Below are 17,403 nucleotides of genomic sequence, written 5' to 3'. Positions count from 1 at the left end.
AATCAACAGGGTTTTCGGTCTCTAAGTACTTTTTAAAGGGAACATCATCGACTCAAATCTCTATTTGCAACAGTGCCGGAAATAAAGGAAAAAGAACTGAATGAATTTTTAGCTTTAGTTAAACGCTACTTATAACTTTAAAGCACAGTCTTTTAAATAAAAAAACTGTGTGCGCACCTATTAATGACAGTGGTAATCACCAGTTTTACTGTTGGTATGACAACCCTGTGAGTTCGTTCCCCCAGAATGAGCATTCGCATAGGTAAATGACATGCCTATAAAGCATATTAATAAAATTCTTTTCATCTTAATCCCTCTCAAATAATTAGAATATCAACTGTATGATATTTAATAAAAGCCAACATGGCTTAGACTATTTCCAAATATATAAAGTAAAGCCAACAAAACTTTAAATGTATATAAAAAATGGTTAAATAATTGCAAGGGGGGCTTTAAAACGTTTTAATCGTAAAGCATTTCCTAGTACAAATATTGACGAGAGAGCCATTGCACCAGCAGCAAATACAGGAGAAAGTAGCAGTCCAAATTGCGGATAAAGTACACCTGCTGCAATAGGAATCAGAGCTGCATTGTAAACAAATGCCCAAAATAAATTTTCACGAATATTGGTTATAGTCGCTTTGCTTAAAGCGATAGCATTCGGCACTCCTTTCAGGTTGCCAGACATCAAAACCACATCAGCAGCTTCAATAGCTACGTCTGTACCTGTACCTATCGCTAAACCAATATCTGCTTCTGCAAGTGCAGGGGCATCATTAATGCCATCTCCAACATATGCGAGTTTACCATATTGATTTTTTAATTTTTTAACGGCCTCTATTTTACCTTCAGGTAAGACTTCTGCAATAACCTCATCAATACCTAGTTTTTTTGCAATCGCTTGAGCTGTATGACGGTTATCACCTGTAATCATGGCAACCTTTAAACCTAACTGATGTAACGCTTCAATTGCAGCAAATGTTGATTCTTTAATTGGATCTGCTACAGCAATAATGGCAGCAAGTTTCTGGTCAATCGCAACATAGAGAGGGGTTTTTCCTTCTTCTCCCAAACGATCCGAAAATTGAGAAAAAACATTAGGATTCAAACCTAGTTTTTCCATATATCGATCTGCACCAATATGAACCAAATGTTCAGACACCGTTGCTTCTATTCCATAGCCCGTGACTGACTTGAAATCAGCAACAGGAGACAGGATCAATTCCTTATCTATAGCGGCTTGTACAATTGCTCGAGCAATAGGATGCTCAGACTTTGATTCAACGGCTGCCATAAGTGAAAGTACGGCATTGTATTCAAACCCTTCTAAGACATGCAGATCGGTTAAAATTGGTTTCCCTTCAGTCAGGGTCCCTGTTTTATCAACAGCAACCACTTTAGTTTCTTTGAGCAGCTGCAAAGCTTCCCCTTTACGGAATAAAAGACCCATTTCAGCACCACGCCCAGTTCCCACCATGATTGATGTAGGCGTTGCAAGTCCCATTGCACAAGGACATGCAATAATGAGTACCGCAACTGCATTAACTAAGCTAAACGTTAGGGCGGGCTCAGGGCCGAAGATAAACCAAGTAATAAAAGTTAAAAGAGAGAGACCCATTACTACAGGTACAAACCACATGGTAATTTTATCAACCAATGCCTGAATAGGCAGCTTGGAACCCTGTGCCTGTTCAACCATTCGGATGATTTGAGAAAGCACTGATGAACTACCAACAGAGGTGGCTTTGATATTTAAGCTGCCACTTTGGTTAATTGTTCCTCCTACCACAGTAGAGCCTATCGTTTTTTCAACGGGCATAGGCTCGCCAGTAATCATGGATTCATCAATAAAACTTTGGCCGTGAATAACTTCACCATCGACAGGGATACGCTCGCCTGGTCTAATCTCTACAATCGTTCCTGTTTGAACTTCGGCAATCGGAACTTCTATCACCTGATTATTGAGCTGTATTCTGGCAACTTTAGGCTGCATTCCAACTAGATGTTGAATTGCTAAAGACGTTCGGCCTTTTGCCTTGGCTTCAAAAAATCTACCTAATAGAATTAAAGTGATAATAACCGCTGCAGCTTCATAATAAACATTGACCGTGCCTTGTGGCAGGACACTTGGAAAGAAAGTAGCAACCACTGAATAAAGATAAGCAGCCAATGTTCCTACAGCCACCAAGGAATTCATGTCTGGTGCTAAGCGGAATAAACTTGGGATGCCCTTTTTAAAGAAGCGTCGGCCTGGAAAAATTAATGCTACTGTGGTCAAGAAAAATTGCATTAACCAGCTATTTTGTTGGCCAATGTTATCCATCATAAACGTATGAAAGGCGGGAATCAGGTGTGATCCCATTTCTAAAATAAAAACGGGTAGAGTCAATAAGACTGACAAAATTAAATCTTTTTTAAGTTTTTCTAATTCAATATTTTTTTTATCTTGAAAGCTTTCCGTAGTTTGATGAACTGACTTTGCTTCAAACCCTGCTTTGGTGACAGCCTGAATTAACGAGTCACGAGTGACAGATGAGCTTGCCTGAATAGTCGCTTTTTCAGTAGCCAGATTTACATGAGCTGATTCCACACCCTCAACAGATTTTAAGGCCTTTTCTACTCGACCTACACAAGAAGCACATGACATACCCTCAATCGTAAGCTCTATTGGTTGCAGCGCTTCCACTTCGTAGCCTGCTTTTTCTACGGCTTTAATTAAAGTAGCGCGATCAAGTGGTTGATGCGCATAAATGACTGCTTTTTCGGTAGCCAGATTTACATGAGCCGATTCAACACCCTCAACAGATTTTAAAGCTTTTTCCACACGGCCTACACAAGAAGCACATGTCATCCCCTCAATCTCTAATGTTTCACTATAGTGTGGCGTATCAGTCATTTCGGTACTCATATACGATCTCTATCATTTAGATATGCTGAGTTCTATATGCGAAGATCAGCTCGAACCAAGATTAGGGGGAATTCAGGGATTACTTTTATTTCAAGCAAGTACAGGTTTTATCTGTACGATGAGGAAAATAAGAGAGAGTAAAAGTGGTAAGGAATTCCCACTGTTACTCTAACAGAGATTAAGCAGGATCAGCTGTAAATCCACGCTCACTGAGAGTGGCAATGACTTGATCCTGACTCACCGTTGTGTTGATTTCAACAATACGGTTTTGTAAATCAATATCGAGTGAGGCATTCGAGTCGAGCTCTTTAATTGCGGTAGTAATGCCGCGTGCACAACCACCACAAGTCATATTAGCGATGTGAAATTTCATATGTTGCTCCTTTTTAACAAAACATTTGTTTAAAACATTAGAACAGTAACTCTAAACTTTCACCATACAACCAGCCTTTTTCTGAATCAGTTACTCGCTGTAACTTGGTCTGTTTACAACCTTACAGTTTTCTTCAGAGTATTCCAAAGAAGAGTGTTCTAATGACTACAGTAAAAGTACTTAACCAACATTAATGTGACTTTAAAATGACATTTTTGTCATCTACGATCACTCTGAAATTTATAAGATTAGTTATTTCAATCAATGGTAGTGAACTGAATAGATGAGACCGTTATGGGTTGAAGATAAGCTAAAAACCGGTGACTACCTTTATGTATAATGCCTCATGATGCGATTTTACTGTTCTGATTGTCGTAAGTTGGCAGTCCAGTAGAAACTTTATTGCTCAGCTACAAAAGATAAATGCAGTAATGTTAAATTTCCTCAATTCCCTTATTTTGAAATTCTCTTATTCAATACCCACGACAGTGGTTATATAGCCTGTTGTTAATAGAATTGATAGACCTAATAACATCTCAAATAAAATGGCATGACTAAGGTGTTTAGCGAATTTAGGATGTTGAAGACGCGGGGTGAAATACCATTTGTTGAAGGCAGCTAAAAGTAGAATACCTATAACAAAAAACATTTTAACCATGAAACCATAGCCATATGCAGTATTGATTAAGGTATTAAAATCTTTAATTAAAAGAAGAGCTACACTAGCGCCACAGGCGATTAATATCCCAACAATGAAAGCAGCAATACGTCCAAATACATGCATGCGATCTTTTAAAGGTAAACCACTTATTTCCCGGCTGGTTTTCCATAACGGATATAAAGACCCCATCCATAACGACATAACTAGAATATGGATTGATAATAAAATTTGAGCAAGTAAGGTTAAATTAGCGACATGTCCGAGCTGGGAAAAACTAAAAATAATCGGGAGAAGTAAAACACAAAATATTGAACTTTCAATTATAGAAAAATGACCTTTGTTCCTGTTAAGTTTAACCACCATGAGAAGAAGTAAAAGAGCAAAACTAATAGAACGAAGAACGTATATATACCCCGTCGGAGTATTAACCAATATATTAATATACGTGGGGTCCACCATACCTGTAATACCAGTATTGGCAAAACTACCAATCAGAATAAAAAATCCCAAGGTACTGGAAATTAGGCCTAATCCAGCGCCAATTGTAATATATTTAAGAATCGATTCTTTTAGTTCAAGATATTGTCTAAGTAAAAAATAGCAAAAGGCTCCACCAACGACAAAAGCTACACTTAAATATAAAATAACCTTAGTTAACCAAGTGGCCCACATCCAATATTCAGAAATCATTATTTTTGTCCATTCTAGAACAACATGCCAGCACCTCACTGACATGTTGAAAGGTAATCAATTCTTATTTAGTTGATTTGATAGTGAAACTATATTCACCATTCATATTGTGACCATCTTTCCCCATTGTTGTCCAGACAACGGTATATTTACCTTTTTTCAGTTTCGGAAGAGCGACATCAAAGGATTTCTTTAAGTCATGAGTAACTTTATATTTTAAAGGAACATCTCTTCGCTGAGCATCCAGTAACTTAATATTCATCAACATAACCTCTGCACCAAAGTTAAGGGTCAAGTTCTTTGGTTGACTAAGGATAGATGCATTTTCCGCAGGAATCGCACTCACTAAACTCACATGAGCGAACGTAGTTGTAGTAGCCACAATCATCGTTGCAGCTACTACAACATTACGTAGAGCAGTCATTTTATTTTGAAATAATTTCATTTACGTTTCCTCTTGATTCGTTAGTTCATTAGAGATGACTTTATAAAATCTATATTTAATGAGACCACATCATCTCCTCTTATATTTCAATTATTAGTGAGAGACAGAAACAGAGCGATGACTTCAAAATTACATTTTTGTCATTTTTAAAATTTAAAATCTTTAACTATTAAAATAATCTTATTGAAAAATAATGATCATTTAACAAACAAATTATGTAGGTGGTTGATTTATGAAATGTAGTAATCATTTTGTCTAAGAAAATAGTAGCTATTTAATTTTTTATATTTTAGTTTAAATATAAACATGTTATGTTTAATTTGATCTAATATAAATTTGTGGGCTAAGCACATGACTCAAACACGTCCAAGAATGACCAAATTATTTGAACAGCTTGGTTTAGCTTCTACTGAAGAAGCAATTGCAAAATTCATAGAGAGCCATCAGCTAGCTGGAGATGTTTTTTTAACACAAGCAATTTTTTGGACTGATGCTCAACGTCATTTTTTAGAAGAAAAACTACACTCTGATGGTGAATGGACGACAGTGATTGATCAATTAAATGAGTCTTTACATGAAAATTCAGTAAAATAATTTTCCGTTAGTATTAAGGATCTACATTCTTCCCTGCATTGAATACAACTCATTCATACAGTAGTACTGTTTTGGAGATGGAATCTCTATTATATAAGTAGTAGATTCCTTACTCTGAAATTTGGATTATAAACCCTAATATTAAAAATAATCTTCTTTACCTTCTATCTAATAAATATACCAATAAGTTTAATAATTAAATTATCCACCCTTTTTTCTATAAAAAACTATTTTGATCAACTGTATTTTTTCTTTAAAGGAATAACAGTGTAAATTACATTAAGAATGTGTCTCTAACTAGCCTTGGAGTCATCTAATCATTTCATTTTTATTTTTTTAAGCACATAAAATCATAACAACTTTAATAGTTTTAAAAGATTAATATTAAATAAAATTTTTGTCATCTCAGCATAGACTATATATTTCGAAAAGATCTCAAAATTACATTTTTGTCATTTTTAAAAATAATTAATTAATAGTGCTAAAATTTTTAAGAGAGACAGAGAATAACCAAAAATTTCATCAGTTTAGTAGTCAAATTCCTAGTCTCTGTTCAGTACTAAAACATAGCTTTTACTTCCAAATTATTTAAAGGAAAAAATTATGATGAAATTCAAAAACATTTTTTTGGGCTTATGTATCGCAGCCGCGTCATTGAATACATTTGCACAGCAATCCGATGAACACAAAGATCACCACCCTGAAAAAACAGCACCATCTGCAGTAACAATTAAGCAAACAGTTACCAGCACCACTGCTACAGATAAAATGGCTGCAATGGATCAACACATGAAGGCGATGCAAGCCATGCATGAGAAGATGATGGCTGCAAAAACCCCACAAGAACGTCAGAAACTTATGGCTGAGCACATGAAACTCATGCAAGGAGGTATGAGTATGATGAAACAGATGGGCAGCCAAAGCATGAATGCAAATATGGCTGACCGTCAGCAGATGATGGAAAAACGTATGGACATGATGCAATCCATGATGCAGATGATGATGGACTGTATGCCTCCGTCAGCAACTAAATAGTTACCCATGAATTAGGGGAAAGCACCATGAATCACCAACACCAAGAAAATAATTCAGTACCTAACTTCTGGTCTACACGTTATGCCATTGGTCTAATCGTGCTGGGTGGTATCGCAGCTTATTTTCTATTAACGGAACATTTAGCCCACGTTATCGGTGCTTTGCCTTATTTATTCCTTTTAGCGTGTCCACTGATGCATATTTTTATGCATGGTGGTCATGGGCATAACCACTCGCAGCAAAAAAAATCCGATATATCTGATAACAAAAAATAGCTCTTATCAGGAGATCCATCATGAATCATGCGGAATCGGCTTATGGTTTATGGACGCTGGTTATCATTAACTCAGCAGTTTTTATCATGTTCGCTTTCAGTTTTTTTAGACCTTCCACTGCGCGCGATTGGCGTACATTTGGGGCCTTTTCGGCTTTTATCATTGCTCTATTTGTCGAAATGTATGGTTTTCCTTTAACCATTTACCTGTTATCTGGTTGGCTTCAAACTCGCTTCCCTCAACTTGACTTACTTTCTCATAATGCAGGTCACTTGTGGTCAACGCTATTAGGTGAAAAAGGTGATCCACATTTTGGCATTTTGCATATCGCCAGTTACGTTTTCTTGGGCTATGGATTTTACCTGTTATCAACGTCATGGCACGTGCTGTACAACGCGCAACGTCAGCATTCTTTAGCGATCACAGGCCCTTATGCACGTATACGTCACCCACAATACGTGGCTTTTGTGATGATCTTGCTGGGTTTTTTATTGCAATGGCCAACTTTACTGACACTGATTATGTTTCCAATCCTACTCTTAATGTACAGCCGCTTGGCAATTAAGGAAGAGGCTGAAATGAGTAAACAGTTTGGCGCTGTCTATGACAGCTATGCTCAACAGACTCCGAGATTTATTCCAAAATTCGGCCATAAAACCACTTTTCCATAAGAGAATTATTTATGTCAGATCAAAAAAATCATAACCAGGACCATATGGCACAGGCTACAACAGACGTACTGAAAGACCCAGTCTGTGGTATGACCGTCACTGAAGAATCGAAATACCATGAGGAATTTAAGGGGAAAACTTACTTTTTTTGCAGTGATAAATGTCAATCAAAGTTTCATAGCAGCCCGGTGCAATATATCGCTAAACCCGCAACGACGACTGCCGATGCACATACACAGCATCATCAGACTGTTCAACACGTTAATGCGGCAAGCACAACAGGTACGACCATCTATACATGCCCAATGCATCCAGAAATCAGGCAAGATCATCCTGGAAACTGTCCTAAATGCGGAATGACACTGGAGCCACTCATTCCTGAATTAGAGGAAGATGAGAATCCGGAGTTACGTGATTTCCGCCGACGCTTCTGGTGGACACTGCCATTGACCATCATCGTGACTTTTTTGGCGATGTTTGGTCATCAAATGAACCTGTTCAATATGGCTGTTCAGAGCTGGATTGAACTGGTGTTGTCACTCCCAATTGTACTTTGGGCAGGTTGGCCATTTTTTTCCCGGGGTTGGCAATCGGTTGTGAATCGCAGCCCGAACATGTGGACGCTGATTGGTTTGGGCACTGGAGCTGCATTTATTTATAGTGTGGTCGCAACCATTGCACCGCAAATCTTCCCAGACTCATTTATTTCCATGGGTCGTGTCGCTGTTTACTTTGAAGCTTCAGCGGTCATCATTTCATTGACCCTACTGGGACAAATATTGGAGTTAAAAGCACGTTCGCAAACTTCTGCTGCAATTAAGTCACTCCTTGGGCTCGCTCCTAAAACAGCTCGCCGAATCCTGCCTGATGGAACTGAAGAAGATGTTCCTCTAACGCATGTCCATGTAGGAGATTTACTCAGAATTCGCCCAGGTGAAAAAGTGCCTGTGGATGGTGTAATCACTGAAGGAAGTAGTTCAGTGGATGAATCGATGCTGACAGGTGAACCTTTACCGATCACTAAACGCATCGGTGATAAAGTCATTGGTGCTACCCTGAATACCAATGGTTCCCTAATCATGCGTTCAGAGAAAATTGGTTCAAGTACCATGTTGTCTCAGATCGTACAGATGGTGGCGCAAGCTCAACGATCGAGAGCACCAATGCAACGCATGGCTGATCAGGTTGCAGGTTGGTTTGTCATGGCTGTAGTAGCCATTGCCTTGCTTACCTTCTTTGGATGGGGACTGTTCGGCCCAGAAGAGTCGAGCTGGGTTTATGCATTAATCAATGCTGTGGCAGTACTCATTATTGCCTGTCCTTGTGCACTAGGCTTGGCAACTCCAATGTCTATCATGGTTGCAACGGGTCAAGGTGCTACTCATGGTGTGTTGTTCCGCGATGCAGCAGCCATTGAGAATCTACGCAAGATTGACACACTAATCATCGATAAAACAGGTACGTTAACTGAAGGACGCCCTGTATTCGATCGTGTGGTTGCCGCATCAGATTTTGACGAATCTGAAGTATTACGTTTAGCCGCCAGTCTTGATCAAGGCAGTGAACACCCGCTAGCCGAAGCGATTGTAAACGCAGCACACGAACGTGGCCTGTCTCTTGAAACACCAGATAATTTTGAATCGGGCTCAGGGATTGGTGTTCGAGGTCAAGTGGGCGATCGTCAGTTAGCTTTGGGCAACACAGCACTGATGGAGCAATTGGGTATCTCGGTACAATCTCTGATTCCGCAAGCCGAAGAGCTGCGTTCGGAAGGTGCAAGTGTGATGCATCTAGCCATCAATGGTGAATTGGCCGGTCTGCTTGCAGTATCCGATCCCATCAAAAAAAATACCCCAGAAGCACTTGCCACCCTGAAGGAAGCGGGTCTACGTATCGTGATGGCAACAGGAGATGGTCTCACCACTGCCCGTTCAGTCGCAGCACGTCTAGGCATTGATGAGGTACATGGCGAAGTCAAACCCGCAGATAAACTAGAACTGGTCAGCAAATTGCAGAAGGAAGGTCGCATCGTGGCTATGGCTGGTGATGGCATCAATGATGCACCAGCCTTGGCTAAAGCTGATGTCGGTATCGCTATGGGAACCGGGACTGATGTTGCAATGAATAGTGCCCAAGTTACGCTGGTCAAGGGAGATTTACGAGGGATTGCTGTTGCCCGTTCACTTTCGGAAGCTACTGTCGGCAACATGAAACAGAACCTCATGTTTGCTTTCCTTTACAATGCTTTGGGTATCCCTATCGCGGCTGGCGTACTATATCCATTTACCGGTTGGTTGTTGTCACCGATGATTGCCGCCTTGGCTATGAGTTTGAGTTCAGCTTCAGTCATCACCAATTCCCTTCGCCTGCGAAATAAAAAGTTATGATAGAGAGTTCCTTTCTTCCACCAGATGTATCAGGGCTGGTTGCAGCACTCGCCATCGGCCTGCTCATTGGTTTAGAACGAGGATGGCAGGATCGAGAACTGCCAGAAGGCAGCCGAGTAGCAGGTCTACGTACCTTCACATTGACAGGATTGCTCGGAGGAGTGCTCGGTCATTTACAACCAAACTTCGGGCCTTGGCCGCTGGTCGCGGCCGTATTAGGGCTTTCCTTATTATTAACAGTGTCCTACGCGCGTACCGCAAAACTTTCCGGTAATCTAAGCGCTACCACGACGATCGCGATGCTGTTGACATTAGTTTTAGGTGCATATGCATCCCATGGTAATGTTACTTTAGCATTAACCGCGGCTGTAATCGTCGCTGTATTTTTGGATCTCAAGCCAACCTTACACGGTTGGCTACGCTTGATAGAGCATCGTGAATTAACCGCATCCCTGCAGTTGCTGGTACTTTCTGTCGTTATATTACCCTACTTACCCAATACGGGTCTGGGACCTTTTGCTGCATTAAATCCTTACCAGTTATGGTGGGCAGTGATCCTGATTGCCGGACTCTCTCTGGCAGGTCATTTTGCCATGCGGCTTACCGGTTCAGAAAGAGGCATATTCTGGACAGGTCTATTGGGTGGTTTGGCATCTTCTACAGCTGCAACTGTCGCACTGGCACGCTATACACGCCAGCACCCCGTCATGGTCAGTGCTGCTATTTCTGGAACATTGGCTGCCTGTGGCATCATGTTTTTTCGTATGGTTGTGCTGATAGGCGTCATTGAGCCAGCATTGCTAAGCACCTTTGGTGGTGCAATGATGATTGCGGGAATCCTTCTGCTGGGTATGGCATTGTGGAGACAACGCCAAATTACCAGCGCTGAAAACAACGATCGAACAATAGAAGCAATGGCTCCTTTTGATCTTGGGACAGCATTCAGCTTCGCTGCTTTCCTGGCTGTCATGGCAGTCTTGGTCCCGGCAGCAAAACAATGGTTGGGCACCAGCGGCATCTTCGTATTATCGACTATTTCTGGGCTAGCAGACGTAGATGCTATTTTAGTCTCACTTGCCCGCCTGCATAGTACTGAAGGCTTAACAACAAATGTGGCTGCTGTCGCGCTAGGGCTGGCCACACTGAGCAACATGTTAAGCAAAGCGACAATTGCATGGATGACAGGGGGGGCACAGTTTGGCCGAGCTATCATATTTGGCTACACAATTGCTATGATAGGTGCTGGCGTAGCTCTGGCTCTCAGTTTGAGCTTTATGTAAGGTCAACTCGGGTAAATGGAAGATGTTCAAAAAATGAGTTAAAATGATTCCCCTTGCATGGATTCACTTTGAAAAACAATGGTAAAAATGATTCGACCATTGAGGGATTCAGCCTGGATGGTCGCCCCAAGCATATCAAGAATAGATTTTGTTATCGCGAGCCCTAAGCCGGTTCCTTCTTCTGTTCTTTGTCTAGATGCATCTGTTCGATAAAATCGATCAAATAACCTGGATAGTTGTTCAGGAGAGATTTCAGGGCCTTCATTTTCAATTGAAAATATTGTGTTATCTAAATTCTGTTGAAGTTTTATGCGTATTGTAGAATTCTTATTTCCATATTTAACTGCATTAGATAATAGATTGCTGAGTGCTCGACGTAACATAGCAGGATCACCTTTGACATTTCCAGATCCTGTTTGTTGAAGCGTCATATTTTTTTCGGCAGCTAGCGCATCATAGAAATCAAATAAGGCTGTAACTTCTTTAACCAGGTCAATATTCTGTAAGTTCTGTAATTTTAGGCCATGTTCTGCTTTTGCCAAGAAAAGCATATCGGATACCATTCGAGCCAAACGTTCTAATTCTTCTAAATTAGAAAATAGTACTTCTTGATAGGTACTGGTATCTCGTTTACGGGCAAGACATACTTGAGTTTGAGTCATTAAGTTATTAATCGGTGTTCTAATTTCATGCGCTAAATCAGATGAAAAATCGGAAAGCCTTTCTAAAGCTGATTCTAGTCTGTCGAGCATATCATTGAAGGCAATTGCTAATGATTTTAGTTCTGTTGGTGTGTGCTCAACTTCTAAACGTTCTGAAAGATGTTGGGCAGAAATGCCTTCTGCGACCTTAGCCATTTTTTGCACGGGTCTTAAACCTCTCCAGGTTGCAAACCAGCCTAAAAACATTAAACAAATCGTACCGGCTAAACCAATGTAAAAAAGTTGACGCTTAAAATCATTTAAAAAATGTAGATGTTCAGATGTATCGATCCCCACAATAATGCGTACAGATTGTATTTCAGTATTTTTGTTTATATCCGTGTTGTAGATCATGCCATGATAGGTCTTATTCTTAATTTTCCATTTAATCCAAGGGTTATTTGCTGACTTGATTAACTGTTGAGTATTAATGATTGAAGGTGTAGAACTAAATAAAATCTGACCTGCCGGTCGTTCTATTTGGACCATAAGATCATGGTGTCCAACTAAAGCATCTTTCAAATATAGATCAAGTTCTGGAGAATTTTTAGGATGCTGTTGGAGAAGATTCTGAATAAGCTGGATTTTACCTTCTAATTGGGTACGATCTTGCGTTTCAAAATGATGCATCACTAATTTATGGATGAAAAACCCCATCATAATGAGAATGCATATAGTCGATAATGAGAAAATAATACCAATACGAAAACTGATAGATTTGAATAATTTATTATTCATCTTCTACCTCTAATACATACCCCATTCCTCTAATATTTTGAATTAACTTAGGGGTAAAATTACTATCTACTTTATTTCTTAATCGTTTAATAGCGACTTCAACTACATTTGTATCACTATCAAAGTTCATATCCCAAATTTGAGATGCAATAAGTGCTCTTGGTAGAATTTCACCTCTTCTACGCATAAAAAGCTCCATAAGAGCAAATTCTTTAGCCGTTAAATCAATGCGTTGACCTGCTCGTGTTACCCGACGTTTTCTCAAATCAAGTTCTAAATCAGCAATCTTAATAATATTATTATCTTCTCTTTGTTGCCCTCGTCTAAGGAGCGTTTTTATTCGAGCTAGAAGCTCTGCAAAAGCAAAAGGCTTTACTAAATAATCATCAGCGCCTAACTCTAAACCTTTTACTCGATCTTCGATTTGATCTCGGGCGGTAAGAAAAAGAATGGGCATTGTTTTACCGCTGCTACGAATATCATTGATAATATTCCAACCATTTAGTCCAGGTAACATCACGTCTAAAATAATTAAGTCATACTCTTCAGAAAGAGCTTGATGTTTACCCGTTAACCCATCTGTAACCCAGTCCGTAATATAGCCAGCTTCGGATAAACCTTGCTTGAGATAATCACCAGTTTTTTGTTCATCTTCAACTAATAGTATTCTCATTTCCGAATCCTAAGTCATTCATTAAAACTATAATAACGTTATAAAACATCTGATCGAGATAGATTACAAAAATGTCATTTTCAAGTCACTTAGATGTTCAGTGCTTCACTTTATTGTAGTAGCAAGAAATTAACTTTTAGAGAAACTTATGAAAACTGTAGTGCGTCGTAGTCTAACAATTTTAATGTGTGCTGGAACTTTAATTGCTGGTACTCAATCTTGGGCAAAAGATGTATCAACCTCAAGTGCCACTAAAACGGTAAAAGCACAGGAACCTTGTACAAAACCTTGTAAAATGGAAAAAGATGACAAGACTCAGCAAGATCATAGTCAACATCAGTCTCCTAACTCATCTGACATGTCAAAAATGGATCATGCTATGATGAATATGGACCATTCTAAAATGGATCATTCAAAGATGAATATGCCTGGTAGCAATAAATAATTTTATAAATAGCGAGAAAGAAGTATTAAAGTTTATACTAAATATTTGCTTTATTACTTCAATCTTGACCTTTCTAAAGGTGAGATAGAATGTCAAAAAAGTTAAGTCATATACTCTTAATTGGAGTTGGTTTATTTTCATCAACTTGGGTAATGGCGGCAGTTAAAGAATATGATTTAACGATCGCGGAACAAACTGTAAATATCACAGGAAAACCAGTTGAGAGAATTACTGTAAATGGTAAATTCGTTGCCCCTCTTCTTGAATTTGAAGAAGGAGATGATGCCGTTATCCGTGTTCACAATAAGTTAAAAAATCAGGACTCTTCAATCCATTGGCATGGTTTGATCTTACCCGGAATCATGGATGGTGTACCTGGATTCAACCAGTTTGATGGTATCGCACCAAATAAAACGTATGAATATAAATTCAAGGTCCGTCAAAATGGTACTTATTGGTATCATTCCCATAGTAAAGGGCAAGAACAAGACGGCCTATATGGTGCTCTAGTTATTTATCCGAAAAATAAAATCCCTTTAACCTCATCTGAAAAAACAGATAGAGATTATGTGGTTTTGCTTTCTGATTTTCATAATTCGACAAGTGATCAAATTATGAAAAATATTAAAAAAGAAGCAGATTACTATCAGAACCGCCGAGAAACAGTATTTGATGTCATCAAACAAGTTAAACGTGATGGGCTAAAAGCGACTTGGCAAGACCGTTCTATGTGGAATCAGATGCGAATGCTGAAAACAGATATGTCTGATGTCACAGGCTATACATTTTTAATGAATGGCAAAACACCTCAGCAAAACTGGACCGGTAATTTTAAAGCTGGTGAAAAAGTTCGCCTTCGATTTATTAATGCTTCTGCAATGTCATTCTTTGATGTACGAATTCCAAATTTAAAAATGACAGTGGTAAGTGCCGATGGTCAACCTGTAAAACCTGTTCCTGTAGATGAGTTCCGTATAGGTACTGCTGAAACTTATGATGTCATTGTTGAACCGAAACAAGCACATTACCAAATTGAAGCTGAATCTATTGATCGTACCGGTTTTTCAGTGGGAACATTACATGAAGAAAGCAGCCCAGCAGTCAAACAAATTGAGATGCCTAAGCCTCGTCCTCGTTCTTTATTGACTATGGAAGATATGGGAATGAATCATGATATGTCATCTATGAAAGATATGAATCATGATATGTCTTCTATGAAAGGTATGGATCATGATATGTCTTCTATGAAAGGCATGAATCACGATATGTCTTCTATGAAAGGTATGGATCATGATATGTCTTCAATGAAAGATATGAATCATGATATGTCTTCTATGAAAGGCATGAATCACGATATGTCTTCTATGAAAGGCATGAATCACGATATGTCTTCTATGAAAGGTATGGATCATGATATGCCGATGAATAGCGCTACTGTTAAGTCGGCTTCAGACAAGAATGATAATACCGTATTTGGATGGGCAAATGCTTCAACACCCGTTGGTCAAAAAGCACTCCAGTATAGTGATTTACAATCTTTAAACCCTCAACCAGATACTCGTGCCCCTGAACGTGAAATGGAAATCCGTCTTGGTGGGAATATGGAGCGCTACATTTGGACAATTAATGGTAAGAAGTTTAATGAAACAGAACCATTCAAAGTGAAATATGGGGAACGTATACGCTTGAAATTTGTGAATGACAGTATGATGGCTCACCCAATGCACTTGCACGGTATGTTTATGCAGCTTGAAAATGGTCAAGATCCAAGTAATATGCCAAATAAACACACGATCATTGTGCCACCAGGGAAAACAGTTACAACTTTACTTACTGCTGATGAATTAGGTGAATGGGCTATCCACTGCCATTTGTTATATCACATGGCAGCTGGAATGATGAACAAACTCATTGTGGCAAATGTAGATAGCAATGATGTTGATTCAAAAAGTATCGTTGCCCAACCCCATGCAAATGATAAGGGAGTGAATCAACATGCAAACCACTAAAAAACTTTTTTCAAAAACACTTTTATCAGTTGCTTTAATTGGTTTAGCAGGTATGGCATTTGCTAATGATAATTCGACTGAAAATCTAAATAAGAGTACGTCAAGTATGAATGTGCTTTTAAAAGAAGCTGGAGGATTAGGCTATGTTGAACGTAATGCTGCTCAAAGTACTTCAAAAGGCAAATTAGCTCTTAGCCAAAATCATGATAAACATCTGAACGAGCATGGTGGACAGATTTACCAAACAACTAAATTTTCCAATGAGTGGGTAATTGATAACGATGGTAAGGGTAGTTTAGGTTCTAGTTTCGAAACATTGATTGGAACAGATGAGAATCGAGTATTTGTTGAAGCCAATCTGAATAAAGCAGAGAGTAATGATCCCAATTATGATGTGTCTGCACTTTATAGCCGTAATGTAGCACCATTTTGGGATGTACAAGCTGGTCTAAGATACAGCGAGGATAAAAATAACAAGAACAGCGATCGAGTCGATGGTGTCGTTGGTATATTAGGTCTTGCTCCTTATTTCTTTGAGACCAAAGCTTACCTTTATGGTGGAAAAGACAACTTCTGGGGAGCTAGTTTTGATTTCGACCGTGATTTATTACTCACTCAAAAGTTGATTACTCAGCCATATATTGAAGCAGATGTTGTGTTTAATGATAATTCTGACTTTGCATCAAAGACGGGGTTGTCAGAATTGAAGACAGGTATTAAAACTCGTTATGAGATTACCAAACGTATCAGACCATTTGTTGATATAGCCTATCAATATGAGAAAGGAAAAAAATCAACTCCTTTTCAAGAAGCAACAGATTCTGAAAAGGGATGGCTATATGGTGCAGGTATTGAATTAGTTTTTTAAAATAGTATGATTTGGATTCATGAATGGTAGCTTCGGCTACTATTCATGAATTATTACTATTTATTTTCGAATCTGTAAAACTAAAAAAGCGGTAGTGTTCAAAAATCTGTGTCATTTCAATAAACTGAATCAAACAGGAAATGACACATCATGGCAAACAACTTTGATTTCGAAGCAGCTTTAAAACAATTACAGTCAGGACAACCCCTCACTGGTGAAAACGGTATCCTGACACCACTAATCAAACAGCTGACAGAAGCGGCTTTAAATGCTGAAATTGAAAACTATCTGGAAGAAAATCCTAAACCATCCAATCGCAGAAATGGTTACTCTCGCAAGACCGTAAAATCATCCTCCGGTTCATTTGAACTGGAAACACCTCGTGATCGCACTGGTGATTTTGAGCCTCAACTTGTCAAGAAAAATCAAACCAAACTCTCTGAAGAGATCGACAGTAAAGTCATCTCACTGTTTGCGCTCGGCATGAGCTACCGTGATATTCAAAAACATATTGCCGATATGGGCACTGTTGCAAATAGGCTGACATGATAAGCTAAATATCTTATTTATTTAGAGATACAGCAGATGAATCCCTTCCACGGTCGGCACTTTCAAGGTGAAATCATTCTTTGGGCTGTTCGTTGGTATTG

At 39.0% G+C, this 17,403-nt stretch carries 16 protein-coding genes and 1 pseudogene; 10 read left to right on the top strand and 7 right to left on the bottom strand.

The genetic code is table 11. The features are described from left to right. Positions 1–180: 180 nt before the first annotated feature. From PAE54_RS11195 to PAE54_RS11175, 5 genes are all read right to left on the bottom strand, one after another. Positions 181–273, bottom strand: a complete 93-nt coding sequence (locus tag PAE54_RS11195) for a YHYH domain-containing protein (protein ID WP_151809984.1) — start codon at positions 271–273, stop codon at positions 181–183. A 157-nt stretch (positions 274–430) separates the two neighbouring features. Further along, positions 431–2,908 carry a heavy metal translocating P-type ATPase gene (locus tag PAE54_RS11190; protein ID WP_326519495.1) on the bottom strand — a complete coding sequence of 826 codons (2,478 nt, stop codon included), beginning with the start codon at positions 2,906–2,908 and terminating at the stop codon, positions 431–433. Positions 2,909–3,086: 178 nt separating this feature from the next. After that, positions 3,087–3,281 carry a heavy-metal-associated domain-containing protein gene (locus PAE54_RS11185; protein ID WP_004281879.1) on the bottom strand — a complete coding sequence of 65 codons (195 nt, stop codon included), beginning with the start codon at positions 3,279–3,281 and terminating at the stop codon, positions 3,087–3,089. A gap of 469 nt (positions 3,282–3,750) precedes the next feature. Beyond that, positions 3,751–4,632, bottom strand: coding sequence for a CopD family protein (locus PAE54_RS11180; RefSeq protein WP_005021625.1), 882 nt, complete (start codon positions 4,630–4,632; stop codon positions 3,751–3,753). A 64-nt stretch (positions 4,633–4,696) separates the two neighbouring features. Further along, a complete protein-coding gene (locus PAE54_RS11175) occupies positions 4,697–5,077 on the bottom strand; it encodes a copper resistance CopC family protein (RefSeq protein WP_004681441.1) in 381 nt (126 codons plus the stop codon). A 351-nt stretch (positions 5,078–5,428) separates the two neighbouring features. Here PAE54_RS11175 and PAE54_RS11170 point away from each other — a divergent pair, with 351 nt between their 5' ends. The 6 genes from PAE54_RS11170 to PAE54_RS11145 all read left to right on the top strand — a co-directional run bounded on the left by PAE54_RS11170 (position 5,429) and on the right by PAE54_RS11145 (position 11,319). Continuing rightward, positions 5,429–5,671 (top strand): DUF2789 family protein, encoded by a 243-nt coding sequence (locus PAE54_RS11170; RefSeq protein ID WP_004281876.1) that lies wholly within the window; start codon positions 5,429–5,431, stop codon positions 5,669–5,671. A 603-nt stretch (positions 5,672–6,274) separates the two neighbouring features. Continuing rightward, positions 6,275–6,706, top strand: coding sequence for a hypothetical protein (locus tag PAE54_RS11165; protein WP_004695737.1), 432 nt, complete (start codon positions 6,275–6,277; stop codon positions 6,704–6,706). Between the two features lie 26 nt (positions 6,707–6,732). After that, a complete protein-coding gene (locus tag PAE54_RS11160; RefSeq protein ID WP_004695740.1) occupies positions 6,733–6,981 on the top strand; it encodes a DUF2933 domain-containing protein in 249 nt (82 codons plus the stop codon). Between the two features lie 20 nt (positions 6,982–7,001). Further along, a complete protein-coding gene (locus PAE54_RS11155) occupies positions 7,002–7,652 on the top strand; it encodes a methyltransferase family protein (RefSeq protein ID WP_004663997.1) in 651 nt (216 codons plus the stop codon). An 11-nt stretch (positions 7,653–7,663) separates the two neighbouring features. Further along, a complete protein-coding gene (locus PAE54_RS11150; protein ID WP_326519494.1) occupies positions 7,664–10,039 on the top strand; it encodes a heavy metal translocating P-type ATPase in 2,376 nt (791 codons plus the stop codon). Beyond that, the gene (locus PAE54_RS11145; protein ID WP_279692482.1) at positions 10,036–11,319 is read left to right on the top strand and encodes an MgtC/SapB family protein; all 1,284 of its coding nucleotides are present in this window, start codon (positions 10,036–10,038) and stop codon (positions 11,317–11,319) included. Before PAE54_RS11150 ends, PAE54_RS11145 begins: the two co-directional genes overlap by 4 nt. A 38-nt stretch (positions 11,320–11,357) precedes the next feature. Here the strand turns inward: PAE54_RS11145 and PAE54_RS11140 are convergent, their stop codons facing one another. Together PAE54_RS11140 and PAE54_RS11135 are read right to left on the bottom strand one after the other, a co-directional pair. Beyond that, positions 11,358–12,758: a heavy metal sensor histidine kinase gene (locus PAE54_RS11140; RefSeq protein WP_324529574.1), complete on the bottom strand. Its 1,401-nt coding sequence runs from the start codon at positions 12,756–12,758 to the stop codon at positions 11,358–11,360. Then, entirely contained in the window at positions 12,751–13,431 is a 681-nt protein-coding gene (locus PAE54_RS11135) for a heavy metal response regulator transcription factor (RefSeq protein WP_004679347.1), read from the bottom strand. The genes PAE54_RS11140 and PAE54_RS11135 overlap by 8 nt, the downstream gene beginning before the upstream one ends. 148 nt (positions 13,432–13,579) lie before the next feature. On the opposite strand from PAE54_RS11135, the gene PAE54_RS11130 reads away from it, so the two are divergent. The 4 genes and pseudogenes from PAE54_RS11130 to PAE54_RS11115 form a co-directional block, all read left to right on the top strand. Next, positions 13,580–13,876, top strand: a complete 297-nt coding sequence (locus PAE54_RS11130; protein WP_045796009.1) for a hypothetical protein — start codon at positions 13,580–13,582, stop codon at positions 13,874–13,876. An 89-nt stretch (positions 13,877–13,965) separates the two neighbouring features. Continuing rightward, on the top strand, positions 13,966–15,885 hold the full coding sequence (locus PAE54_RS11125) for a copper resistance system multicopper oxidase (RefSeq protein ID WP_326519493.1): 1,920 nt from the start codon (positions 13,966–13,968) through the stop codon (positions 15,883–15,885). Continuing rightward, entirely contained in the window at positions 15,872–16,753 is an 882-nt protein-coding gene (locus tag PAE54_RS11120; RefSeq protein WP_004658646.1) for a copper resistance protein B, read from the top strand. The genes PAE54_RS11125 and PAE54_RS11120 overlap by 14 nt, the downstream gene beginning before the upstream one ends. Positions 16,754–16,903: 150 nt before the next feature. After that, positions 16,904–17,275, top strand: a pseudogene (locus PAE54_RS11115) (transposase); the annotation flags it as partial. Positions 17,276–17,403: the final 128 nt, after the last annotated feature.

It is taken from the genome of Acinetobacter minutum (assembly GCF_035916735.1).
Classification (GTDB): Bacteria; Pseudomonadota; Gammaproteobacteria; order Pseudomonadales; family Moraxellaceae; genus Acinetobacter.
Note: the sequence above shows the minus strand (reverse complement) of the source record. Positions and strands in the feature narration are given on the sequence as shown.